General features: G+C 57.9%; 16 protein-coding genes. 14 read left to right on the forward strand and 2 right to left on the reverse strand.

From position 1 onward, the window contains the following. The first annotated feature begins 82 nt into the window (after positions 1-82). The 7 genes from VX159_RS04625 to VX159_RS04655 all read left to right on the forward strand — a co-directional run bounded on the left by VX159_RS04625 (position 83) and on the right by VX159_RS04655 (position 10,240). Positions 83-1,297, forward strand: coding sequence for a nitrate/nitrite transporter (locus VX159_RS04625; RefSeq protein ID WP_371324815.1), 1,215 nt, complete (start codon positions 83-85; stop codon positions 1,295-1,297). A gap of 79 nt (positions 1,298-1,376) precedes the next feature. Beyond that, positions 1,377-3,017, forward strand: a complete 1,641-nt coding sequence (locus VX159_RS04630) for a methyl-accepting chemotaxis protein (protein WP_371324816.1) — start codon at positions 1,377-1,379, stop codon at positions 3,015-3,017. Positions 3,018-3,032: 15 nt separating this feature from the next. After that, entirely contained in the window at positions 3,033-4,739 is a 1,707-nt protein-coding gene (locus VX159_RS04635; RefSeq protein WP_371324817.1) for a protein phosphatase 2C domain-containing protein, read from the forward strand. A gap of 88 nt (positions 4,740-4,827) precedes the next feature. After that, positions 4,828-5,901: an HD domain-containing phosphohydrolase gene (locus VX159_RS04640; RefSeq protein ID WP_371324818.1), complete on the forward strand. Its 1,074-nt coding sequence runs from the start codon at positions 4,828-4,830 to the stop codon at positions 5,899-5,901. A gap of 18 nt (positions 5,902-5,919) precedes the next feature. After that, a complete protein-coding gene (locus tag VX159_RS04645) occupies positions 5,920-9,120 on the forward strand; it encodes an ATP-binding protein (protein ID WP_371324819.1) in 3,201 nt (1,066 codons plus the stop codon). Positions 9,121-9,275: 155 nt separating this feature from the next. Then, positions 9,276-9,647, forward strand: coding sequence for a sirohydrochlorin chelatase (locus VX159_RS04650; protein ID WP_371324820.1), 372 nt, complete (start codon positions 9,276-9,278; stop codon positions 9,645-9,647). A 17-nt stretch (positions 9,648-9,664) separates the two neighbouring features. Further along, complete coding sequence (locus VX159_RS04655) at positions 9,665-10,240, forward strand: ANTAR domain-containing response regulator (protein WP_371324821.1); 576 nt, start codon at positions 9,665-9,667, stop codon at positions 10,238-10,240. A gap of 68 nt (positions 10,241-10,308) precedes the next feature. On the opposite strand, the gene VX159_RS04660 is transcribed toward VX159_RS04655, so the two are convergent. After that, positions 10,309-12,303 carry a methyl-accepting chemotaxis protein gene (locus VX159_RS04660; RefSeq protein WP_371324822.1) on the reverse strand — a complete coding sequence of 665 codons (1,995 nt, stop codon included), beginning with the start codon at positions 12,301-12,303 and terminating at the stop codon, positions 10,309-10,311. A 195-nt stretch (positions 12,304-12,498) separates the two neighbouring features. Then, on the reverse strand, positions 12,499-12,852 hold the full coding sequence (locus tag VX159_RS04665; RefSeq protein ID WP_371324823.1) for a hypothetical protein: 354 nt from the start codon (positions 12,850-12,852) through the stop codon (positions 12,499-12,501). Here VX159_RS04665 and VX159_RS04670 point away from each other — a divergent pair. The 7 genes from VX159_RS04670 (at position 12,845) to VX159_RS04700 (ending at position 24,046) form a co-directional block, all read left to right on the forward strand. Beyond that, positions 12,845-14,026 (forward strand): CmpA/NrtA family ABC transporter substrate-binding protein, encoded by a 1,182-nt coding sequence (locus VX159_RS04670; RefSeq protein WP_371324824.1) that lies wholly within the window; start codon positions 12,845-12,847, stop codon positions 14,024-14,026. The genes VX159_RS04665 and VX159_RS04670 overlap by 8 nt on opposite strands. Positions 14,027-14,071: 45 nt before the next feature. Then, complete coding sequence (ntrB, locus tag VX159_RS04675; RefSeq protein WP_371324825.1) at positions 14,072-15,010, forward strand: nitrate ABC transporter permease; 939 nt, start codon at positions 14,072-14,074, stop codon at positions 15,008-15,010. Between the two features lie 12 nt (positions 15,011-15,022). Continuing rightward, positions 15,023-15,820: an ABC transporter ATP-binding protein gene (locus tag VX159_RS04680; protein ID WP_371324826.1), complete on the forward strand. Its 798-nt coding sequence runs from the start codon at positions 15,023-15,025 to the stop codon at positions 15,818-15,820. Positions 15,821-15,935: 115 nt separating this feature from the next. After that, the gene (locus tag VX159_RS04685) at positions 15,936-17,090 is read left to right on the forward strand and encodes a response regulator transcription factor (RefSeq protein ID WP_371324827.1); all 1,155 of its coding nucleotides are present in this window, start codon (positions 15,936-15,938) and stop codon (positions 17,088-17,090) included. Between the two features lie 27 nt (positions 17,091-17,117). Next, positions 17,118-21,098: a PAS domain S-box protein gene (locus VX159_RS04690; protein ID WP_371324828.1), complete on the forward strand. Its 3,981-nt coding sequence runs from the start codon at positions 17,118-17,120 to the stop codon at positions 21,096-21,098. Beyond that, on the forward strand, positions 21,085-22,200 hold the full coding sequence (locus VX159_RS04695) for an HD domain-containing phosphohydrolase (protein WP_371324829.1): 1,116 nt from the start codon (positions 21,085-21,087) through the stop codon (positions 22,198-22,200). Before VX159_RS04690 ends, VX159_RS04695 begins: the two co-directional genes overlap by 14 nt. 19 nt (positions 22,201-22,219) lie before the next feature. Next, the gene (locus tag VX159_RS04700) at positions 22,220-24,046 is read left to right on the forward strand and encodes a diguanylate cyclase domain-containing protein (RefSeq protein WP_371324830.1); all 1,827 of its coding nucleotides are present in this window, start codon (positions 22,220-22,222) and stop codon (positions 24,044-24,046) included. Positions 24,047-24,150: the final 104 nt, after the last annotated feature.

Below are 24,150 nucleotides of genomic sequence, written 5' to 3' on the forward strand. Positions count from 1 at the left end.
CCAACGCCGGCGGGCCGATGACAACGACGTCATGCGCTGAAACCGATTTTGCCCATCCGGGCGCGCAACGTTGGAGTCGATCATGAACAAGAAATCCTTTCTGCAAGCCGGCCACACGCCCACGCTCCTGGCGGCTTTCCTCTACTTCGACCTGGCCTTCATGGTCTGGGTCCTGCTCGGGCCGCTGGCGATCGGGATCGCCAAGGATCTTGGCCTGTCGCATGCCGAAAAGGGCTTGATGGTGGCGACGCCGGTCCTCGCCGGGGCGCTGCTGCGGATGGTGATGGGCGTGCTGGTCGATCGCCTGTCGCCGAAGAAGGCGGCGATCATCGGCCAGGTGGTGGTGATTGCCGCCCTGGCCTACGCCTGGCTGGTCGGGGTGCATTCGTTCAAGGAAGTGCTGGTGCTCGGGATCTTCCTCGGCGTCGCCGGCTCGTCGTTCGCCGCCGCCTTGCCGCTGGCCTCGCGCTGGTATCCGGCGGAACACCAGGGGACGGCGATGGGGATTGCCGGTGCCGGCAACTCCGGTACCGCTTTCGCCGCGCTGTTCGCACCGGGCCTGGCCATGGCCTACGGCTGGAACAGTGTTTTTGGCCTGGCACTGATTCCGCTGGTGCTGGTCTTCGTCGCCTTCCTGTTCATGGCCAAGGATGCGCCGGATGCGCCGCCGCCCAAGACCTTGGCCGAGTACCTCAAGGTCCTCAAGGACAAGGATGCCTGGTGGTTCATGTTCTTCTACTCGGTGACTTTTGGCGGCTTCGTCGGCCTGGCCTCGTCGCTGGTGATCTACTTCAACACCCAGTACGGGCTCGATCCCAAGATGGCTGGCTTCTTCACCGCCGGCTGCGTCTTCGCCGGTTCGCTGGTGCGCCCGATCGGCGGCAACGTCGCCGACCGTATCGGCGGCGTCAAGTCGCTGACCGTGATGTACATCTTCGCCGCAGTTTTCCTCGCTATCGTTTCCTTCGGCCTGCCGGAAGCCTGGATGGCGCTGGTCGTCTTCGTCGGCGCGATGCTGGCGCTGGGCATGGGTAACGGCGCGGTCTTCCAGCTGGTGCCGCAGCGCTTCAAGAAGGAAATCGGCGTGATGACTGGCCTGGTGGGCATGGCCGGCGGCGTCGGCGGCTTCTACCTCGCCTCTAGCCTCGGCTACGCCAAGCAGATGACCGGTAGCTATCAGTCCGGATTCCTGATTTTCGCCGGGTTGGCGGTCCTCGCCCTGGTCGGCCTGACCGGGGTCAAAACCCGCTGGCGCACTACCTGGGGCGCCAGCCACCTGACGACTGCAAAAATCTGACGAGCTGCAGCGTTCTGGCAACGAACCGGCAGCATTGCCGGTTCCCGACTGTTTGCATTAAGACGAGGAGGTTGGGGCGATGAACAAATTGGGGCTTAAAGGATTGTTCGCTGTGTTGCTGCTGGTGCTGGGGGGGGGGTTCGTCCTTAGTGCCGGTTTTGTGATGCGAACCTTGCAGGAGGTACGAATCGGTAGCGAGGCGTATCAGGAGGTGATTCACTCCAAAGATGTGATTGCTGATGTGTTGCCGCCGCCCTTGTATTTGATCGAGTCGTATTTGCTGGTTTTGGAGGCGGCAAATCTTCAAGATGGGCCGCAACTGGAGGCATTGCATCAGCGTTTCTCCGAGCTGGAAAAAGAGTATCTGGAACGGCATCGCTACTGGCAGTCGATTCCTCTGCAACTTTCTCTTAAGCAAGCGTTGCTGGAAGCCTCATGGCAACCTGCACAGGCGTTCTATCAGGAGGCGGGGCGGGTCTTCTTCCCGGCGCTCAGGAGTGGCGATCTTTCGAATCAGAAACTTAGTCTGGATAAGCTGCGTACTTTTTATCGGCTGCATCGGACCGAGGTCGACCGAGTGGTTGTCTTGGCAACAGCGTTTAATCAGGATGCCGAAGAGACAGCGAATACTTTGGTGTCGTCCCGGCAGTGGATGTTGTCCGGAGTCGGTTTGCTGATTGTCCTGCTCTCGCTGGGGGTGGCTGCCTTGATTAGCCGGAGAATCCTGAATTTACTGGGGGGCGAGCCACTGTTGGCGTTGCAGTTGGTTCAGCGAATTGCCGCAGGCAATTTGGCGCGGCTCCCAACCGTGGCGGCAGATCGTGGGCTACTGCTCGAAATCGAGCGGATGCGTGTTGGTTTGGTGGCCTTGGTCCGCATTATCCGGGCGGCAGTGGTCCGCCTCGAAACGACGGTGCCCGAACTGATCCATGTTGCCGAAACCGTCAGCCAGGTTGCGCATGGTCAGTCGGATGCGGCACAACGAATGGCCGCTGCGACCGAGGAGTTGAATGTCAGTATTGCCGAGTCGTCATCGGTTGCCGTCGATTCAAAGCGTCAGATTGACCACGGGCAGGTGCTGACCGACTCCGGTGGCGAGCATATTGACCGGAGTGTGCAGGAAATGGGCAGGATCACTGAGTTGGTGAGGGCTACGTCCGCCGAGGTTGCGTCATTAGGGCGCCGGTCCGGTGAGATTTCTGCCGTAACGCAGGTGATCCAGGAAATTGCCGATCAGACCAATTTGCTGGCCTTGAACGCGGCAATCGAGGCCGCCCGGGCTGGCGAGAGTGGCCGGGGATTCGCTGTTGTCGCCGATGAGGTGCGCAAACTGGCCGAAAGAACCACTTCCTCGACGCGTGAAATCGCGGTCACGGTAGCGGCGATCCAGAAAGACACCGATGATGTTGCGCGTTGTATTCATGGTGCGGTGGTGCAGGCTGATGCGGTAGCCGGCTTGGGGGCCCAGGCAGGAGAGTCGATTACCGCGATTCGGCAGATGACTTCGGCACTGGTTGAGGCGATGGCTGAAATGAGTATTGCCTTGCAGGAGCAGGGGGGGGCAAGTCGGGACATCGCTGTCCAGGTTGAGCAGTTGTCGCAGCAAGCCGAGCACTTGGCAGCAAATGCCGGGACCAACAGCGAACAGGCGCAATTGATCAAAACGTTGGCGCAGGATCTGGCCGTCACCGTCGGACGCTTTTCCCTCGGCGATGACTGAAAATAGAGGGGTGTGATGCAGCGAACAGGGAATGGGGAGTTGGTGCTGGCGACCGGGCAGTCGTCATTGACCGGACCGCGCGAACGCAACGAAGATTTTGCCGGCGTGGCCACCCCCGAAGGCGCAGTTCTCGCTGATAAAGGGGCGGTGGCGGCTGTGGCCGACGGAATCGGCGGGCATCGCGGCGGACGTGAGGCGGCTGAATACTCGGTGCGCGGTTTGCTGGCCGACTATTACGCGACACCGGATACCTGGAGCGTACAGCGCAGCATTGAAACCGTGACCACGGCACTGAACCGCTGGGTGCTGGCCGAGAGTGGACGCAATCCCGAGTTGACCGGAATGGCGACCACCTTGTCGGCGCTGGTGTTGCGCGGTTGCCGCTACTATCTCGCGCATGTCGGTGACAGCCGGATATACCGCTGGCGCGACGGCCGCCTGGACTTGCTGACTGTCGATCACCTGTGGGAACACCCGGAACTGAACAACGTCCTGGCCCGTGCGATCGGGCTCGATGCCCGGGTCTTGCCCGATTTTTCCGATGGCCAACTGGCGGCCGGCGATCGCTTCCTGTTGGTCTCTGACGGAGTCTGGAGCGTGTTGCCCGATCCGCTGCTCGCGGAGGTCCTGCTCGATCACCCGGAACCGCAGGCGGCAGCAGCAGCGCTGACCAGCCTGGCGCTGGCTCAGGGGGGGGCGGACAATGCCACTGCCGTGGTCGTCGATGTGCTCCGGCTGCCGCCGGCCGGATTGCTTGACCGGCTTGAAGCGGGGGCAGGTCTGCCTGTGCCGCCCCGCCTGAAACCGGGGCAGCAGTTGGATGGCATGGAGGTCGATGAAATCCTGCACGATGCCCGGGAAACCGTGCTCTACCGTGTCCGCCAGCTGCGCAGCGGCCAGATCCTGGTGCTCAAGACCCTGCAGCCGGCGATGGCCGACGACACGGTGGCATTGAATGCTCTGCTGCTTGAGGAGTGGCGGGCCCGGCGTGTGGTTTCGGCGCATTTTCCCCAGGTCCTGCCGGCCGCCGAGCGTTCCTGTCTTTACTACCTGATGACCTGGCATGCCGGCGCCAGCCTGCAGGCGCGGCTCGAAGCCGGGCAGCATTTTCCAGTCGCCGAGGCTGTCCGCCTGGCCTTGGCGTTGCTTAAGGCGCTGGCCTTGCTGCACCGGCTCGATATCGTGCACCGTGACGTCAAGCCCGACAACCTCCACCTGGGCCAGGACGGCGTGCTGCGCCTGCTCGATCTCGGGGTCGCCTTCAGCCTGGCGGAGATTACGCCGGGGATGACGATCCCGCCGGCCGGCACCCCCTCGTTCATGGCCCCAGACCTGTTTGCCGGGATGCCGCCGGATAAGGGCCACGATCTCTATGCGGCCGGCGTGAGCCTGTATTACCTGCTGACGCGCAAATACCCCTACGGTGAAATCGAACCCTTCCAGCAACCGCGTTTCGGCGAAGCGCAGCCGCCGACACGCTGGCGGCCGGAGATCCCGGGCTGGCTTGAAAATATCCTGCTCAAGGCAGTCGACCGTGACCCCGGGGCGCGTTTCGAAACCGCCGAGGAATTCCTGTTGGCGCTGGAGCGGGGGCCGCAGCGTCCGCTGGCGGCTCCCTCCCGGCAGCCGCTGATGGCCCGTAACCCGTTGCGTGCGTGGAAACTGCTGGCTGCCTGTTCGCTGGTTGCCAATCTGTTGTTTTTGCTTTTTCTCCTGCGCTGATCCTGGTATTCCTTGAATGAACCAGTGGTGCCAAACAGAGGTCGGAGACTGAAGTCTGCTAAACAATAGTGATATCCTTGCGGGCGCCATGGATAAGATACCCAATCAGAATGCGCGGATTCTCGTTGTCGACGACGAACCGGCCAACCTCAAATTACTGGATAAAATGCTCCGGGGGCAGGGGTATACGCAGGTTGTACTGATACAGTCACCCTTGCAGGTGCTTGAAAAATATCGAGAAGTACCTCCTGACCTGATCCTGCTCGACATCAACATGCCCGAGATGGACGGTTTTGCCGTGATGCAGCAATTGCATGCATTGCAGGATCCGTTGGCGCCGCCAATCGTGATCCTCACGGCGCAGCATGGTCAGGCCTACCTGCTGCGAGCCCTGGCCGAAGGGGCGCGTGACTTCATCACCAAGCCGTTTGACCGGGTTGAATTGCTGATGCGAGTCCGCAACCTACTCGAAGCGCAGCAGGGCAAGCGTTTGCTGCACCAGCAGAACGTGGTGCTGGAGGAAATGGTCCGGGTCCGTACCGAGGCACTTAATTCGACCCGCTTGCAGGTGATTCGCCGGCTTGGCCAAGCGGCCGAATACCGCGATAACGAAACCGGCTATCACATTCTGAGGATGAGCCAGATTTCGGCATTAATTGCCCGAGCCCTCGGCTGGGATGAGGCTGCTTGCGATTTGATGCTGAATGCCAGTCCGATGCACGATATCGGCAAGATCGGAATTCCCGATGCGGTACTGCTCAAACCCGGCAAGCTCGACCCGCACGAGTGGGCGGTAATGCAGACGCACGCAACGATCGGTGGGCGCCTGCTCGATGGTGACGACTCCGAATTGTTGCGTACTGCTCGCGAAATCGCCCTCAGTCATCATGAAAAATGGGATGGCAGCGGCTACCCGGAGGGACTGGCCGGCGAAGCGATTCCGTTGTCCGGACGGATCGTCGCGGTGGCCGATGTGTTCGATGCGCTGACCTCGGCGAGGCCCTATAAGCAAGCGTGGCCGGTTGCCGAAGCGGTGGCCCATATCGAGCATCAGTCCGGAAAGCATTTCGATCCGGCAGTAGTAAGTGCATTCCTGCAGGTCCTCCCGGAAATTATTGAAATCCGTGATCGCTATGTCGAGCAGGTCGAACACTTTCTTTAATCGACTCCAGGTTTGATCATGACTTTTCGCTTGCGTCACCTGCTGGTCTTCTCGATCTCACTGTTGCTTTTTCTGTCCATCTTCATGGTGGTTCTGGTCGGACAGCATTTACAGCAAGAGTCGCTGGAGGCACATTCGCAGGAGCGTACCGAGATGGCTGTTGTCCAGGCCTCGCAGCGCCTGAGCCAAGGAGTGCTGGAACGCTTTCTCGATCTCGATGTGGTGGTACGCCGCTTGGTCGAGAACGGTCAGGTTGGGCCTGAGAGCATTCAGGAATTGTTTGACCAGATTCAGACCCGCTACCAGGGGTATGCCTGGCTGGGGCTGACTGACCATCGTGGGCGGGTACTGGCTGCTAGTCGTGGGTATCTCCTGGGGGCAGATGTAGCAGCCCGTCCTTGGTTCGTGCATGGTGCACGCGGGGCTTACCTTAGCGATGTCCATCCTGCGTTGTTGCTTGCCGATGTCTTGCCCAAGGGGCCGGATGGTTTGCCGCCAAGATTGATCGACATGGCCGTGCCCCTATTAGCAAACGGCGAGGTAAAAGGTGTTCTCGCCTCGCATCTCAACTGGGAGTGGGTGGTTGGGCTGCTCGGTGAGTTCGAGCAAAACAGCTTGCGCGGGGTCAAACGTGAAATCCTGTTGCTGACCCGTGAGGGGCGGGTTTTGCATGGACCTACCGGGGTGCAGGGCCAACTTTTTTCTGGCCTGCCGACGTTGGCTTATGAGGATAGTGGTCCGCGTTACTGGTCGGATGGTCAGTGGCGCAATGCTGCGATTCTGATTCAGGGGAATGAGTACTTCAGTCCGCCAGGTTGGGTATTGCTGGTTCGTGAGAGTCGGGGCGATTTGCTTGGGCTGGGCGAAACCATGCGCAATCGCTTCTGGTGGGCAGTAGTGCCAATCCTTCTCGCCTTTCTGGGGCTGGTTGGCCTGCTCGGGCGCTATCTTGCACGGCCGATCGAGATGATCAGTACTGCCATGCGTAATGACTCGGTCATTCCGGAGGTGTCCGGTTGGGCTGAAGTCAATGAATTGCGCAACAGCTTGGTGCACATGACCGGCCGCTTGATGCAGCAGAAGGACTTGGTTGAATCCGAGGTGCGAGCCAGAATGGCAGAGTTCGATCACCTCCTGCAGGCCTTGAATAACCACACTTTGGTAACGATGGCCGATGCTCGGGGCGACATCACCTATTGCAATGACCTGTTTTGCGAAGTCAGTGGTTATCGTCGCGATGAGGTTCTTGGCCAGAACCACCGCATCGTCAAATCCGGCGTTCATCCCGAAGCCTTTTATCAGGAAATGTGGCAAACCCTCAAGGCCGGGCGTACTTGGTCGGGGATTCTTGCCAACCGCCATAAAGACGGCCACCTCTATTGGGTCAAGAGTGTGATCGCTCCCGGTAGTCAGGATTCAGGTTCTCCGCATGCTTACGTTTCGGTCCGAACCGACATCACTGAACTGATGGAAATGCAGCAGTCGCTGCAGCGTCTGAACCGGGATTTGTTGCGGCAAGGAACCTTGCTGACCTTGCTGAGCAAGATCACGGCCACGGCTAATGAGGCATTTGATCGCAAGGATGCTTTGTTTCGGTGTCTTGAGGAAATTTGCCGATTTATGAACTGGCGCATCGGTCATGCCTATGAACTGGTTGAAAGCGCTGCAGGTGAAGCGCGCTTACGCACCCTTGATGTGTGGTTTACTGCCGACGAAGAAAAGTACCGTGCTTTCATCGCTCGTTCTTGCGAACTGGAATATCAGCCTGGCCAAGGGTTGCCTGGGTTGGTCTGGTTGCAGCAGGCGCCCGTGTTTACCTGGCTCAGCCAGTGGAACGAACGGACTTCGCGTCGTTACCGTGAGGCAATTGCCGCGGGCTTTAACAGCGGCTTGGCGATTCCGGTGTTTGCCGGCCATCAGATCCTTGGTGTGATTGAGTTTTTCAGCGATGGTGGCAGCGAGGTTGATGATGAATTTCTCGACACCTTGCGTAATGTTGGGCAACAACTGGGTTTTGTCTTCCAGCGGCATGATCAGGCTGTGCTTTTGAATCAAGCCGTCAGTGAAGCCAACCGGGCCAATCAGGCCAAGTCGGATTTCCTGTCGAGCATGAGTCACGAATTGCGCACGCCGATGAATGCGATCATTGGTTTTGCCCAGATGCTGGAACTGGATGGCGATCTGACTGCTGATCAGCGTGACAACGTCGGTGAAATACTGCGCGCGGGACGGCACCTGTTGCATCTGATCAACGAGGTTCTCGATTTGGCCAGGATCGAGTCCGGCAGGCTGGAATTGTCACTGGAGCCGGTAGCGCTTGCATCTCTGGTCAACGAGTGTGTGCAACTAACGATGCCGCTGGCCGGCAAGCGCAGCATTGCGCTGCACTGCTCAGCCTTGCCGGGCGCGTTTGCCCGGGGGGATGCGCTACGTTTGAAGCAGGTGTTGCTCAATCTGCTCAGCAACGCAATCAAGTACAACCGCGATGCAGGAGCGGTGCACGTCAGCGGACAGGTAACGGCAAGCGGAATGTTCCGGATTGCGGTCAGCGATACCGGAAGCGGAATTCCAGCCGGGAAAATCAGCGAACTGTTCCAGCCGTTCCAGCGCTTGGTCGGTGCCCACAGCAAGGTCGAAGGTACTGGTATCGGATTGACCATCTGCAAGCGTCTGATTGAGGAAATGCGCGGCCAGGTTGGTGTTGACAGCGTAGTCGGCGAGGGTTCGACTTTCTGGTTTGAGGTACCTCTGGCGAGCGAGCAGGCGATCATGCCGACCGACGCGCCGCACGATAGTTTGTTATTGGCAGAGGATGGCGATGTCGAGTTGGCCGGGCAGTTGTATGTGCTCTGCGTCGATGATAATCCGGCCAATCTAAAGTTCCTGGAGCGCTTGCTGGAGCGGCGCAAAGGGGTCCGTGTGGCTCTGGCTGGAACGCCGGGCGAAGGGATTGAGTTGGCCATGGCCGAGTGTCCCGACTTGATTCTGCTCGACATCAACATGCCCGAGATGGATGGGTATCAGGTATTGCAGATTTTGCGTGCCAACGCTTCTACCGCCGGTGCCTGCATTGTCGCAGCGACGGCGAACGCGATGAACAGCGAGGTCGAGCGTGGACGGCATGCCGGGTTTGATGATTACTTGACCAAGCCGCTCGATGTGCAGCAGGTCTATGCGCTGATTGATCGCCTGAGCGAGCGCAAACTGCTCTCCGTCTGAGTACCCGGATGTTGCTTTTCGCTGTTTTTCACGGTTGACCGTGGAAAACAGCGAAAACTGATCGAAATCGCATTCGCCATGGAACCTCGCAGCTAAGATGCCTGTCCATTGAGCGGGGCCGGAGCCGGCCCGGTCCCTTTTTCCGGAAAACTACTATGACTACCGCCGTCATCCTCTTTGCCCATGGCGCTCGCGATCCCGAATGGGCCCGCCCCTTGCGTCAGGTACAGGCTGCGCTCAGTGAGGCGCAGCCCGCGATTCACTATGCCCTGTGTTTTCTTGAGTTCATGCAGCCCGACCTGCAACAGGCTGCTGCCGAGTGCATCGCTGCCGGAGCCAGCCGGATTGTTGTCGTGCCGCTGTTTATTGCCCAGGGAGGGCATCTGAAGCGAGAGTTGCCGGAAATGCTGGCGCAGTTGCGGAGCGCCTGGCCGCAGGCCGAATTCGCCTTGACCGGACCAGTTGGCGAACATGCGCTGGTGATTCAGGCGATGGCCCGAGCTGTGCGGGAGATGGCTGGCACGTAGTTTGCACGGTAGCAGCCATGCTTACCGTACTCGTCATCGATGAATCCCGCAGCCGGGCAGGCGAAATCTGTGCCGGACTGGCGCTTGCCGGGTATCAGGTCGCCGCTATCCTGGCCGGCGCGGACAACCTTGCGCAGGAAGTCGAACGACTGCAGCCGGACGTGATCCTGATCGACAGCGATAGCCCCAGTCGCGACACGCTCGAACATCTGGCAACGATGCACCGCGATATGCCGCGCCCGGTGGTGATGTTTACCCATGAAGACGGCCAGGAAACCATCCGCGATGCAGTCAAGGCCGGGGTTTCGGCCTATATCGTCGATGGTCTTGACCCGAAACGGATCAAACCCATCGTCGAGGTGGCGCGGGCGCGCTTTGAGGAGTCGCTGGCATTACGCCGGGAACTTGAGGCGATGTCGCGCAAGCTGTCCGATCGCAAACTGGTCGAACAAGCCAAGGGCATCCTGATGAAGGCACGTGGGCTCGACGAGGATGCGGCATATCACGCGATGCGGCGACTGGCGATGGAGCGTGGCCAGACGCTGGTCAAAGTGGCCGGCGACGTGATTGAAATGGCAAAAATGTTGCTGTGACCGCCGGATTGGCGAACCAGTCCGGTGCGCGGAGTGCCCGCTTTGCACCAGACTGAGGCGCCCTCCGCCTAAATCCGGTAGCGGGCAACAGCTTCTTGCAAGCGGGCTGCCAAGGCCTCCAGGCTGTGCGCGGTTTCACCGTTGGCCAGTGCTGCCCGACGGCTTTCGTCGGTCATCTGGGCGATTTGCTCGATATTGCCGGCGACTTGCTGGATAGCACCGTCCTGTTCGCGAACCGCGTCGGCGATCCCTTGCACATGTTCGACCACTTGCGTCGAACCGTCGCCGATGCCGTGCAATGCCGCTTCAGATTCGGCAACCAGAGCCCGGTTTTTGGCCGACTCACTATCTGCTGCGTGCATCGATGCGGTTGCAGTTGCGATCTGTTCGCGGATTCCGGCCACCAGCCCGGTAATTTCTCCGGTCGAGGTAGCGGTACGCTCGGCCAGTTTGCGGACTTCGTCAGCAACTACGGCAAAGCCACGGCCAGCTTCGCCGGCGCGAGCAGCCTCGATGGCGGCATTGAGCGCCAGCAGATTGGTCTGTTCGGCAATTTCCTTGATCACCAGAATGATGCCGCCGATTTGCTCGGAACTTTGCTCCAGTGCGCTGACCTGTTCCGTCGAGTGGCCAATCAGGGCGCCGATCCGGTCGATGTTGTGTACGGCGTTTGCCATGACTTGCAGGGCGATCCGGGTTTCCTTGCCGGAGTGACTGACCAGGTTGCTGACCGTGCCAGCGCTGCTGGCGGTTTCGCTGACGCTGACCGAAATCTGTTCCATTGCAGCTGCTGCGCTGGCAGCAGAGTCGGCTGACAGTGATGCGCTATGAGTGATTTCACCTGCCGAACTGGCCAGGTGCTTGGCCGAAGTGGCGATCTGGGTGCTCGAACTGGCGGTTTCCGACAGGATTTCACGGAATTTTTCGCTCAGGCGATTGAAGGCTTCGGCGGTGCGGATTACCTCGGCCGCGCCCAGGGCTGGTACCTGGCGGGTGAAGTCGTTGTGGTTGACTGCGTATTCTGCGGCTTCCACCATTGCCGACAGAGGCCGGCTGATGCCTCGCCCAAGCAGCAGGGCGATCAGGATGCTTAGCGCAACCGCAAGCAGAGTCAAGCCGCCGGTGCTCCAGAGCATCCGCTGGTCGGCAGCAACTTCGCCTGCCGCAGCAGCACGGATGCTTTCGGCAAGTTGCTTTTCCAGATTATGCAAGGCGTCGATCTTGTCGCTGATCGATTTGAACCAGTGACCGGGATCGACCTCGAAGCCTCCGTTGTGAGCCCGCTCGCTCATTACCGCGCGCATGCGCGCGACTTCGCGGCTGGCTGCGGTATCTGCCAACTCGCGGAAAGTACGCGCCTGTTCGGGACTGGCGAGACCGAGGAACATGTTGAAATAGGCTTCCTGGCGACCGATCCGTTCGGTGATCGAGCGCAGTTGCGCGGGTTCGACCTTGTCGGCGACAAAAACCGGCGTGCTCAGGGCGCGCTCCTGGCCGGCGTTCTCCTTGCCGCGGACAAAAGCGATATAGGCCGTGGCCTGTTTGCCGATGGCTGCATCGCTGTTGTAGTCGGCGACTGCGTTCATCGCATTGACCAGTGCGGCAATGGTGTTAACGAAATAGGCCGTCGATTCGCTTGCTGCAATCGCCTGCCCATCTGCCCGCCGCCGGAGTTCAGCAAGTCGTTCGAGCTGGGCGTTGGCTTCGCCGACGGCTGTCTCGAGAGCGGGCATGCTTGCGAGCGCCAACTCACCGCTGCGCAGTTGCCAGTTGCCGCGCATCTGGTTGGTCTGGTCGCGCAGGCCAGGCAAGGTATCGCTAAACTTCTTGCCACCCGACTGGATGAAGCCCGCCGTCGCGCCGCGCTCGCTCTGCAAGCGATGGATCAGGTCGCCTGCGGCTAGCGACAGGCGTAAAACCTGAGCGGTATTTTCAGCATTCCGCAATTTGTTGTGCGCTGTCAGCAGCAGGTAGCCGGCGCACAGGATCAGTGCCAGCAAGGGAAGTGCGATCAGCCACAGTAAGCGCTGGCGGATTGAGGCAGAAGCAGGGGTTGGGGGCATGATGCGTCCTGGGCGAGGGTTCGTGGGCTGATCTGCTTGCAGCTGACCGTCGCTTCTTGTTGGGTGGGGCAGATGGGCGCTTTATATCCTTGTTATTACTTTGGATATATAGAACCTTGGGATTACGTCTTTTGTTTCTTGATTTTTGTAAAAACCAATCCCTTTGTTTGTGCGCGATTTTGGCTTTGGCACTAATCAAGTGCCGGGGTGTATTTTTGTTTGTGCCTGGCAAAGTTTTTTAAATCGTTGATTTATTTGTTTAAATATTTTTTTGTCGGGATGGCACGAGGGTTGCTCTAAGAAGACAAACATCCGGCCAACGAGGGTCGGAGAGCGGGGCAGCGTTGGCTGGCCCGAAGGACAAAGGCGTCCATTCCGCTGCTTGCGCTTGCGCAACGCGGGATGTGGCGCCTTTTTGTTTTTCGTTTTGTCATTCGAGGAGCACGTAATGAAAGAACTCGTTCCTGTAACTGTCGCTGCGTCGGAAAAAAAAGCTTTTTCCCGTCGTGATTTTGTTTCCGCCGCCCTGGGAGCTTCTTTGATGAGCATGGTTCCGCCCGGTGTCCGCAGCGCGGCGTGGGCCGCCGGGTCGGATGCCCCCGAAAAGAAGGAAGTCCGGATCGGCTTCATTCCGCTGACTGACTGTGCCTCGGTGGTGATGGCCGCAGTCAACAAGTTCGACGAGAAGTACGGGATCAAGATCATCCCGACCAAAGAGGCCTCCTGGGCTTCGGTCCGGGACAAGCTGGTCAATGGCGAGCTGGATGCCGCCCATGTGCTTTATGGGCTGATCTACGGCGTGCAGTTGGGCATCGGTGGTCCGAAGAAGGACATGAATGTGCTGATGAGTCTGAATAACAATGGCCAGGCGATCACGCTGTCTAGCCAGCTCAAGGAAAAGGGGGCCACCGACGGCAGCAGCCTGGCCAAGCTGGTGGCCAAGAAGGAGCGTGAATACACCTTCGCCCAGACCTTTCCTACCGGCACCCATGCGATGTGGCTGTATTACTGGCTGGCGGCGCAGGGGATCAATCCCCTGAAGGATGTCAAGACCATCACGGTGCCGCCGCCGCAAATGGTCGCCAACATGCGGGTTGGCAACATGGACGGTTTCTGTGTCGGCGAGCCTTGGAACAACCGCGCGATCATCGACGGGATCGGTTTTACTGCAGCCACGACGCAGGATATCTGGACTGATCATCCGGAAAAGGTGCTTGGCACCACTGCGGAGTGGGTGCAGAAGAACCCGAACACGGCACGTGCCGTGGTCGCTGCGATTCTCGACGCCGGCAAGTGGATCGATGCCTCGCTGGCGAACAAGCAGAAAACCGCTGAAACCATCGCCAGCAAGGCTTACGTCAACACCGATACCGAAGTGATCGTCGCCCGCATGCTCGGTCGCTATCAGAACGGCCTGGGCAAGAGTTGGGACGACAAGAACCACATGAAGTTTTTCAACGACGGCGCGGTGAACTTCCCTTACCTCAGCGACGGGATGTGGTTCATGACTCAGCACAAGCGCTGGGGGTTGCTCAAGGATCACCCGAACTATCTGGAGGTCGCCAGGAAGGTGAATCGTATCGACATCTACAAGCAGGGGGCCAGTGCTGCCGGCGTGACGTTGCCCAAGGGAGAGATGCGCAGCAGCAAACTGATCGATGGCGTGGTTTGGGATGGCAAGGATCCTGCCAAGTACGCCGATGGTTTCAAGGTCAAGGGCTAAGGCCCGGTATGCCGCCGCCAATTCTGGCGGCGGCAGGAGAGAGCAATGAGTGCAACGACGATGGATGGTGGTTTTTGCCCGGACAAGGCAGTTGACCGTGAACCGGCAGCAGGTGTGCCGGGGAACAGTGTGATTCACGAACAGGCCAAGGATAAAGCCATGGAAAAGACGATTGCGGTGACCTCGGGCATCCCCTTCAGTGAGCGCCTGGGCGCTCGGTTACGCGGCATCCTGCCGCCGGCGATCGGCCTCCTGGTTTTGCTCGGTATCTGGCATGTTGCGACCTTCAAGGGCGGTAGCATTCCCGGCCCGGCACAAGTCTGGCAGGCAGCGGTTGCCTTGTTTTCTGATCCTTTCTACCGCAATGGTCCGAACGATCAAGGGATTGGCTGGAATGTGCTGTCTTCGTTGCAGCGGGTTGGGATCGGTTTTGGCCTGGCGGCCCTGATCGGGATTCCGCTGGGTTTCATCCTCGGGCGCTTTCCCTTTCTGTCGGCGATGATCAATCCACTGATCAGCCTGCTACGTCCGGTATCTCCGTTGGCCTGGTTGCCGATCGGCCTGCTGGTGTTCAAGAAGGCCGATCCGGCGGCGACCTGGACCATCTTCATCTGCTCGATCTGGCCGATGATCATGAACACCGCGCAGGGGGTGCAGAGGGTGCCGCAGGACTATCTCAACGTCGCCCGGGTGCTGGCGCTGTCCGAATGGAAAGTGGTAACCAAGATCCTGTTTCCCGCCGTCTTGCCCTACATGCTGACCGGGATCCGTTTGTCGATCGGCACGGCCTGGCTGGTGATCGTTGCAGCCGAAATGCTGACCGGCGGTGTCGGGATTGGTTTCTGGGTCTGGGATGAGTGGAACAACCTGAAAGTTGAGCACATCATCATCGCGATTTTCGTGATCGGCATTGTCGGCCTGATTCTCGAACAGGCCCTGATCCTGATCGCCAAAAAGCTGACCAAGGAATCGGCAGGAAGCTAAGGGAGAAAAATCATGGAAAAATTTGTCAGCATTGAACGTGTCGGACAGACCTTCGAAACCAAGAAGGGCAAGTTTGTCGCCTTGCGCGAGGTCGATCTGAATATCCGTAAAGGTGAGTTCATCGCCCTGATCGGGCACTCCGGTTGCGGCAAGTCAACCTTGCTCAACCTGATCGCCGGTCTGACCCGGCCGACTTCCGGTGTGCTGCTCTGCGATGGGCGGGAGATTGCGGGGCCCGGGCCTGAGCGGGCGGTGGTGTTCCAGAACCACAGCCTGCTACCCTGGCTGACCTGTTTTGAAAATATCTATCTGGCGGTTGAGCGGGTCTTTTCGCAGAAGGAGGGCAAGCCCAAGCTCAAGGCGCGCACGCAGGCCGCCATCGAGTTGGTCGGGCTGGCGCACGCAGCGCAGAAATATCCGCACGAAATCTCCGGTGGCATGAAGCAGCGCGTGGGGATTGCCCGGGCTTTGTCGATGGAGCCCAAGGTGTTGTTGATGGACGAACCGTTCGGTGCGCTCGATGCCTTGACTCGTGCCAAGTTGCAGGACGAATTGATGAAAATCTGCGAGGCGACCCAGGCGACGACGGTGATGGTGACTCACGATGTAGATGAGGCAGTGTTGCTGGCCGACCGTATCGTGATGCTGACCAACGGGCCAGCCGCGACCATTGGCGAGATTCTCACGGTCAACCTGCCGCGCCCGCGGAATCGCCTGACCCTGGCGCACGATCCGGCTTACATCGAATGTCGGGCTGCCGTCCTCGAGTTCCTTTACGAAAAGCAGGCACACGTCGAAAAAGCTGCTTGATCCCCACTTTTAGCTGTCACCTACCTCTCGGGTGAGCTTGTTCCGCCGCAGCATGGGAGGCATGTTGCGGCATTTTTTTGGCCATGCCAGGGGTGGCCTGAAAGGAGAATCGAACATGGAGCCAACTCTTGTACTGCCAATGGCCAGGCCCTTGGTGATGGCTGTGGATGATGATGCGGTGATCCATCAATTGCTTGAATTCGCGCTTGCTGAACAATTCGACCTGCATTGCTTTCTTTCTGCGGAAGAGGCGCTGATGCAGTTTGATGTCCTGCTGCCCGACTTGCTGGTGCTAGACATTGGGCTTCCGGGAATGGACGGGTATACCGCCTGTGCCGAGTTCCTTGCGCAATATTCGGTACCGGTGATATTCCTTTCTGGACATGACACCCTTGAGGAGCGTTTGCGCGCCTTTGATGCCGGCGCTTGCGATTTCATGGTCAAGCCGGTTGCGCCAGAACTGGTCTTGCGCAAATGCTTGATCGCGGTATCCCATTTGCAGAAAGAGCGACTGCTGCAAAACAAAAATGCCGAGTTGCAGGCTTCGGCATTGGCATTTCTCTGCGATGTTGCGCAAAGTCGGGCGCTGCTCGATTTTGTTGCAAGAGCACTGAAGTGTCTTTCATTGCCGGAGTTGGGGCAATGCATTCTTGAAACTACTGCCGGTTACTCACTGAATTGTTTGCTTCGCCTGCGCGGCAATGGAGCTTCCTTGTCTTTCGGGATGCAAGGAAATGCCAGTCAGCTGGAGATGTCGGTTCTGGATAATCTCGAATGTTCGGGGCGAATTTTTGGCTTTCGCGACCGGTTGGCCATCAACGATGACAAACTGAGCTTGGTGGTTACCAACCTGCCTGTGGATCCGGTCCAGCGAGGACGGGTTCAGGACAACTTGATGCTGTTGGTCGAGGCGGCCAGTCAAATCGTTGAGACACTGATCGTGCGTGCTGAATCGGCAAGGCGGGCCGAGGCCATTCAGAGCGCCCAATGTGAGGCGCATTCGGCAATTAGCAGTTTGCGTGAGCGCTACCGCAATCAGCAAATCGATACCCGGATTTTGCTTCAGGAGTTGATTTCGGCAATCGAAGGGGCCTATTTCTCATTGGGGCTGACCGATGCCCAGGAGTTTCAGGTCAGCACAATTTTGCGAGATCGCTCGGAGAAGATTTTGACTTTGTTTGAACAGGGGATCGAGTTCGATCACACCTTCTCTGCGGTCCTGGCTTCGTTGGCACCGGCTGAGCGGGAAGCGGCAGCATTCCTCTTTTAGCGCGAGGGGGTTGGCGTGCCGCGGCGGTTGAAGCTTTTATTCGTCTGCATCCTGGTGGCGGGCAATCTGTTCATGTTCGCTTCACAGTTCTGGATGTTAATCCTGGCCAGAGAAAGAGCCGAGCAGAGGGCGTTGGCGCAAACCCGGAATTTGACGCAGACAATTCAGCATGGACTGGAGGCGCAGTTTGATCGGTACGAGAAAATTCTGCGGGTGAGCGCCAAATTATTTGCGGAGCGAGGGCAATTATCGGTGCCTGGGCAGATGGGGGTGGAGTTGCTGCGCCAGCAATTGCCGGAAGGGGTCTTTCTCCTGGCGACCGATGCCCGGGGGAGGTTGCTTACTGGGGAACGGTCTTTATTGAATGAAATCGGCGGGCTGTCCCGTTTTCGCTTGCTGGAGTTGGATGCCCAGTCGGGGATGCAGGTTTTTCCTCCGAGCCATGAGCCCTCCAGCCGGTCGCAGCATGTGACGCTTGCCCTGCCTTATCGTCAGCCAGGGGGGGCGTTTGGCGGCTTCGTCTTCATTGTGCTGCCGGACGATTTTTTTGACGCCATGCTGGGCCAGTTGCAGCTTGGCGAAAATGGTGTCGTAACCATCCGCGATGCCAGTTTGGCACTGGTTGCACGCTATCCGCGCAAAACCCACGGCGTAGAACTGGCGTATGGCAGTCGCTTGAGCGATCAGCCTGTGGTGGACATCGTTCATGACGAAATCTTGAACGGTAGCTTCAATCTGGCTGCTTCCTATGATGGTGTTGCACGCGTCTATTCGTTCGGCAAGTTTTTGCACGTTCCACTGATTATATTTGCAGGTCTGGCGCGTCAGGATTTTCTTGCCGAATGGCAGGCAGAGTGCTTGCGTTCATTAGCTCTCGGGGTTGGTTTTCTGATGCTATCGGTCTTTGCCGGCTTGGGGCTACTACGTTTGCTTAATGAGCTCGGGCGCGAGAGTGACAAGAATTCGCTATTTCTTCGCCATGCCAGCGACGGGCTGTATATTCTCGACCGACACGGATATCTGCAGGAGGCAAGTGAGTCTTTTGCGCACATGCTGGGAGATGCCCGGGAGAATATTCTCGGTAAGCATGTTTCTGCCTGGAATCCAGAATGGCCGCCAGCGGTCCTGACAGAAGCCATCTTGCCTGGCTTTTTGAACCTCAGGATCCCCTGCACTTTTGTTACTACCTATGTTTATCGGGGGCGAAGTATTCCGGTCGAGGCAAGCGTTGTGAGTTTTGAGCAGGAAGGAGAGCGGTGTCTCTACGTTGCGGTCCGGGACATATCGCAGCGCTTGTATTGGGAGCAGGACCGTAGTCGCTTGGTAGCAATTGTAGAGTCTTCGGAAGACGGCATGCTGAGTTGTGATGCCAAGGGGGAGATCAATACCTGGAATCAGGCAGCGGCCAATATTTTTGGCTTGTCACGCGAAGCGGTTCAGGGGCTGCCATTTGTCAATTTCTTTTCTGGGGCTGCCAGAGAGGCCTTGTTGAAAGCACTCAATCGGGTCAGCGAGGGCGGATTGGTCGAGCGCCTAGAGTTGTCATTTTACCGCGAGCAATACGGGGAAATGAGGCTGGCCTTGACCCTGGTTCCTTTGCCAATACCAAAGCAGGAACATTCCGGTGTCTCCATATGTGTCCGGGATGTGACTGAGTTGCGGGCTTCCGAGAAGTTGCTCCGATTACGTTCTGCTGCATTGGAGGCGACGGATACTCCTTTGCTGATTGCGACCCTTGACGGAGAGGTGGTGTGGGCGAATCCTGCTTATCGGGAATTATTTCCTCTTGATGTACAGAGGCGCTTGCCCGAGTTTGCATATTGGGAAAATAACGAACCTGTCTTTTATCACCGCTTGCGTCAGCAGCTGTGTCATGGAGAGTCCTGGTCTGGGGAGCGGCAAGGGCGTCGTTTGCGAGGGGAACCTTGCTACGAAGAGGTATCAATGAGGCCGGTCAGCGATGCTGATGGTGTTTTTCGCTATCTGGTGGTGGTTAAGCGGGATGTTTCAGTCCGCAAGCGTGCGCAGGCTGAACTGGAAGCAAAGGTGCTGGCACGGAGCGTCGCCTTGCAGGTGGCAGAAGAGCGGACGCGTTTGATTCTCGATTGTAGTGCCGGCGGGCTCTACGGTGTGGGAAAGGATGGTTGCCTACTGTTCGTTAATCGATCGGCGGCCAGTATGCTGGGACGGGATGCGGGGGCAATGGTGGGACACAGCCTTGGTTACCTTGCTGTGGTGAAAAATCCATCAAGCCCGTTGTTGCAATTGCCCCCTGTGGCCTTGGTTGAAAGGCAAAGCGGGCGAGAGGAGTTTTTCCGTAGCGATGGCTCATTTTTTACTGCCAGCTATGCGACCGAGCCGCTGTCTGCAAATGGTGAAGTACTGGGCGTGGTGGTCAGCTTTATGGATGTCTCTCGCGAGGTTGAAGCGGCAGAGGCACTTGAGGCGGCCAGGACAGAGGCGGAGCGTCTTAGTCGTGCCAAAAGCGAGTTTTTGGCCAACATGAGCCATGAAATCAGAACACCGATGAACGGTGTACTGGGGGCCGCACAACTTGGGTTTCGGCAAAGTCCGCCAGGCGGGGCGGCGGCACGGCAGTTCTCGCGTATTTTGACGTCTGGTCAGCTTTTGCTGGGAATCATTAACGACATTCTTGACTTGTCGAAAATTGAGGCCGGAAAAATGCTCCTGGAGCGCTTGCCAATGTCGTTGGCTCAGGTTGGACGCTCTGCGCTTGCTCTGTTTGGCGAACAGCTGGACCAGAAGGGATTGGGGCTCATCCTGAATATCTTTCCGGACGCAGAGATAGTGTGTGAGGGCGATCCGTTACGGGTTACCCAGATAATCAATAATTTGCTGTCGAATGCAATCAAGTTCACGGCCTCTGGAGAAATTCGTGTCCAGCTTGATTGGCGTCAGGGGCAGGCTGTCATTCGGGTCGAGGATAGCGGGATTGGAATGTCGGAAGAGCAGCTTGCTCGCCTTTTCACCCCCTTTGAACAGGCTGATAGTGCGACTACTCGGCGCTACGGCGGAACCGGCCTTGGGCTGAGCATTACGCGTAACCTGCTGACCATGATGGGAGGGGGAATTAAGGCTGAAAGTTCTTCCGGTAGAGGGAGTTGCTTCGAGTGCTGGTTTCCTGCCCCGGCTTCGGAACAGAATCCCGCTACCGTACCCGATGCCCAGTTGGCATTGCCGGAAGGGGCCGCACTGGCCGGTTTGCGAATCCTGGTGGTCGATGATACCGAGGTTAACCGCTTGGTTCTTGAGGAAATGCTGCAGGAAGAGGGAGCGTTGGTCAGTTTGGCCGCCAGTGGAGAAGAGGCGGTGGCCCTGATTCGTCAATTCCCCGGTGTTCAGGTGGTACTGATGGATGTGCAGATGCCGGGTATGGACGGTTGTGCTGCAACCCGAGAAATTCACCGGGTCCAGCCTTCCTTGCCGGTTATCGCGCAAACAGCGCATGCAATGCAAGAAGAACGATTACGTTGTTTTGCCGCGGGCATGTGTGACCTGGTAGTTAAACCGGTCGATTATCGGCAGCTGGTCCGGCGACTTGCCAAATATTTGCCGGCGAATGCTCCCGGGGTCGCCTCTGCGGAGTCCACACCAGATCTGGTCGTGACGCAGGTGGACGGTGGCGGGCGCGGGGGGCTTGACTGGGATGGCTTGCAGGAGCGCTACGCTACCAAACCAGTGTTTGTCGAGCGCTTGTTGCGGGTGGTGCTGGATGCACATCGGGAAACGCCGGGTAAGCTTCGCCAGTCGGCGCAACTTGAGGATTGGGAGTCTTTGTCGAGAACTGCTCATGGACTCAAGGGGACCTTGGGGACAATTTTTGCATTTCCTTTGATGGAGCAGGCTCGGGTATTGGAGGTGCTGTCCTGCGAGCAGTCCGTCTCGGCGTTCATGCTGGCGGGAGAAATGGCTGAGCAACTGGACAGTTTATGCCGGGAAATCTCCGCCTTTTTGTTGCAGAGGGAGGCGGAAAATGCAATCCAGTGAGTCCGGTCGTCCCATCATCCTGATCGCGGACGACGAGGCGGCAGTGCTGTTGGTGCTAGAGGAAATGTTGGAGTCAGATTACCGCGTGCTCACTTTTTCCAATGGCTGCGAAGTGTTGGCATACCTGCAGGGTGGGGGTAAGGCGGACTTAATCCTTTCTGACATCATGATGCCAGAAATGGATGGGCTGGCATTGTGCCGGGCATGCAAGGCAATGCCGGAGCGCAGTGAGACCCCGTTGCTGTTTATCTCTGATCTGGAGAGTGAGGCCGATGAGTCCTTGGCATTGTCGCTGGGGGCTGAAGATTTCATTCATAAGCCATTCCGTCCCCGCATCGTGCACGCCAGGGTGCGCAATCATCTGGCTTTTGCTCAGGCACGAATGGCTTTGCGTCAGCGCAATGACTGGCTTGAGCGCGAGGTATCCAGCCGGACTGAACAGATTCGCTTGCGCGGCCGCGAGCTGATGGCTTCCCATGAGGCGACTATCGTTGCTCTTTGTGCGTTGGCGGAGGCAAGGGATAACGAAACCGGTAACCATGTGCTGCGTACCCAATACTACGTCAAAGCCCTGGGGGAGGCACTGCAGAAAAAACAGGGAAGTGTGCTTCTCAGCGACGAGGCGTTGCATATGATCGTGCGTTCAGCTCCGTTGCATGATATTGGCAAAGTTGCGATTCCTGATGCGGTGCTGCTCAAGCCGGGAAAGCTGGATGCTGCGGAGTGGGAAATCATGCAGCGCCACTGTGAAATCGGTGAGGGGGCTTTGGCGCAAGCAATCACCGCCTTGCCGGAAAAAGTAAATAGTTACCTTTATTACGGCAAAGAAATTGCCGGTGCCCACCATGAACGTTGGGATGGTTCCGGGTATCCGCGAGGCTTGTGCGGGGAGGAAATTCCCCTGTCGGCAAGATTGATGGCAGTTGCCGATGTCTATGACGCATTGATTTCTCGGCGTGTTTACAAGCCGGCAATTTCTCATCTCGATGCAGTGGCGATGATTCTGCAGGGAGCCGGCAGTCATTTCGATCCGGAAATCATTGAGGTGTTTGCTACCGTGGCTGATGAGTTTGCCCGGATCGCCGCGCGCTATTGCGATTGATCGGCCGGAGGAGATAGGTATGGAGAACCATGGTCAACGTTGGACCGGGGCGCTCTGGGTGCTGACGCTGTCTGTGCAGGTGTGCTTTGTTATCTTGGCTTATATGCAGGATGATTGGGAACGGCAGGATCAGCGGGAGGCGCAGCGGCAGTTAGCCTTGGTAGTCCGGAATCTTGAGCGGTTGGGAACGTGGGGGCGATTCTCCGCAACCGAGTTGCGGAGAATCGATGCTGCCGATGTCCAGTCTGAATTGGTGGCACTGAGCGGTCTGCAGATGTTGCAACAGGCTGGTTACGACTATGAGTTGCGCTTGGCCGAGCCGGCGGTGCGGAGAGGCGGAAAGTCCTGGCTTTCTTCGGGAGGGGCGCTTGCAGGCGATGCGCTTTATGCCGATCTCGTTGTATTTGGCGGCGGTGGGCAGCTGGCGCTTTGGAATTATGCCCGACAGCGTGAGTCCTCCTGGCATTTCTGGGTTTGGTGGGGAGGAATATTTTCCCTGGGGCTGTCCGTGTTTGCCTGGATTCTGATTGATCGTTACCTAAAGGCCATGGAGTTGTCGGCGGCTCTCCAGCTCAGACGGCAGGCAGCCTTGTTTTCTGCCATGAGTGAGGCGGTTGTCGTTCTCGTTGAGCATGAGGGAGAGTGGCTAGTGGAGGAGGTCAATCCGGCGGCCGAGCATTTGTTTGCAGGTAGTGAGGTGGTGCGAGGCTCTCACTGGCGGAATTTGTTTTCGGCACAGGAGGGAAGTGCCGAAAAAGAGATCGCGTCGGGATTGGCAACGAGAGCGGGAATTGCTGAGGGAGTCGGTAGCTGGCGTCAGGCAAATGCTCAGGAGGATGAAATTTGGCTGGAGTATGCACTGCTGCCCTTTGCAGCGGGTGGGGTCGTTCTTGTCTTGCGCAATGTGACGGAGAGGCGATTGCGAGAGGAGGGATTGAATCTGTATCGAAGCGTTTTTAGGGGGAGTGGTGAGGCGATTCTGGTCACTGACAGGAAAAATCGGATCATTGAGGTGAATCCCGCTTTTTGCCGCTTGACTGGTTATGCGCGTGAGCATGTGGTCGGACTTGATCCTCGCGTGTTGGCATCCGGTAAGACGGGCTCTGACACTTATCGAGAAATGTGGTCAGACTTGCAACTCTCAGGTATGTGGCAAGGTGAACTCTGGGACCGGCATCGCGATGGCCATGTCTATCCCAAGTGGGCGGTGATAACTGCTGTACACGATGACTTTGGGGATGTGCAGCACTACGTTGCCACATTTCTCGATATTTCGGAGCGCAAGGCCAGGGAGGAGCGGGTGTCGCACCAGGCCTATCACGATAGTCTGACCGGATTGCCGAATCGCTTGCGGTTCAATGAGTATCTGGCGGAGGCTTGTAATGCGGCCAAGCGTAATTCTGAAATGTTAACTTTGATGTTTCTAGATCTGGATGGATTTAAATCGGTTAATGACCGCCATGGTCACGCAATGGGCGATGTCTTGTTGGTTGAGGTGGCTGCGCGCTTGCGTGCCTGTGTACGGGAAACTGATTTTGTTGCCAGGCTGGGAGGGGACGAGTTTGTAATCGTTTTGCCAGGAGGGAAAAGAGGCGCTGCCAACGAGCGAGTTGCCGGAAAAATACTGGCCTCCCTGAGTCGGGAGTATTCGCTATCGGGTGTTCGGGTGTCTTCGACGCCGAGTATCGGCATTGCAATTTATCCGCAGGCCGGAGATACGCCGGAGGCGTTGCTGCAGCAGGCGGATGCGGCAATGTACCGGGTCAAGCACAAGGGTAAAGCTGATTTTTGGGTGGCAGCACCGATTGCCGCTGTTGAGGCTGGACAGGGAGATTTTGTTTTATAAGCGGGATTTGGAGAATCTAAATGAGCTTGCATTGCTAACTATATGATGTTAATTTGAAAGTCCAGAATTTACGCTCAGGGTTTGGCCGTGAACGGGAACAATCC

Source organism: Dechloromonas sp. ZY10 (assembly GCF_041378895.1).
Classification (GTDB): domain Bacteria; phylum Pseudomonadota; class Gammaproteobacteria; order Burkholderiales; family Rhodocyclaceae; genus Azonexus; species Azonexus aquae.

Excerpts from the sequence above, each read along its gene's own strand:
- VX159_RS04625 (WP_371324815.1), top strand. The coding sequence starts at position 83 with ATGAACAAGAAATCCTTTCTGCAAGCCGGCCACACGCCCACGCTCCTG.
- VX159_RS04630 (WP_371324816.1), top strand. The coding sequence starts at position 1,377 with ATGAACAAATTGGGGCTTAAAGGATTGTTCGCTGTGTTGCTGCTGGTG.
- VX159_RS04635 (WP_371324817.1), top strand. The coding sequence starts at position 3,033 with ATGCAGCGAACAGGGAATGGGGAGTTGGTGCTGGCGACCGGGCAGTCG.
- VX159_RS04640 (WP_371324818.1), top strand. The coding sequence starts at position 4,828 with ATGGATAAGATACCCAATCAGAATGCGCGGATTCTCGTTGTCGACGAC.
- VX159_RS04645 (WP_371324819.1), top strand. The coding sequence starts at position 5,920 with ATGACTTTTCGCTTGCGTCACCTGCTGGTCTTCTCGATCTCACTGTTG.
- VX159_RS04650 (WP_371324820.1), top strand. The coding sequence starts at position 9,276 with ATGACTACCGCCGTCATCCTCTTTGCCCATGGCGCTCGCGATCCCGAA.
- VX159_RS04655 (WP_371324821.1), top strand. The coding sequence starts at position 9,665 with ATGCTTACCGTACTCGTCATCGATGAATCCCGCAGCCGGGCAGGCGAA.
- VX159_RS04660 (WP_371324822.1), bottom strand. The coding sequence starts at position 12,303 with ATGCCCCCAACCCCTGCTTCTGCCTCAATCCGCCAGCGCTTACTGTGG.
- VX159_RS04670 (WP_371324824.1), top strand. The coding sequence starts at position 12,845 with ATGAGCATGGTTCCGCCCGGTGTCCGCAGCGCGGCGTGGGCCGCCGGG.
- VX159_RS04665 (WP_371324823.1), bottom strand. The coding sequence starts at position 12,852 with ATGCTCATCAAAGAAGCTCCCAGGGCGGCGGAAACAAAATCACGACGG.
- ntrB (WP_371324825.1), top strand. The coding sequence starts at position 14,072 with ATGAGTGCAACGACGATGGATGGTGGTTTTTGCCCGGACAAGGCAGTT.
- VX159_RS04680 (WP_371324826.1), top strand. The coding sequence starts at position 15,023 with ATGGAAAAATTTGTCAGCATTGAACGTGTCGGACAGACCTTCGAAACC.
- VX159_RS04685 (WP_371324827.1), top strand. The coding sequence starts at position 15,936 with ATGGAGCCAACTCTTGTACTGCCAATGGCCAGGCCCTTGGTGATGGCT.
- VX159_RS04695 (WP_371324829.1), top strand. The coding sequence starts at position 21,085 with ATGCAATCCAGTGAGTCCGGTCGTCCCATCATCCTGATCGCGGACGAC.
- VX159_RS04700 (WP_371324830.1), top strand. The coding sequence starts at position 22,220 with ATGGAGAACCATGGTCAACGTTGGACCGGGGCGCTCTGGGTGCTGACG.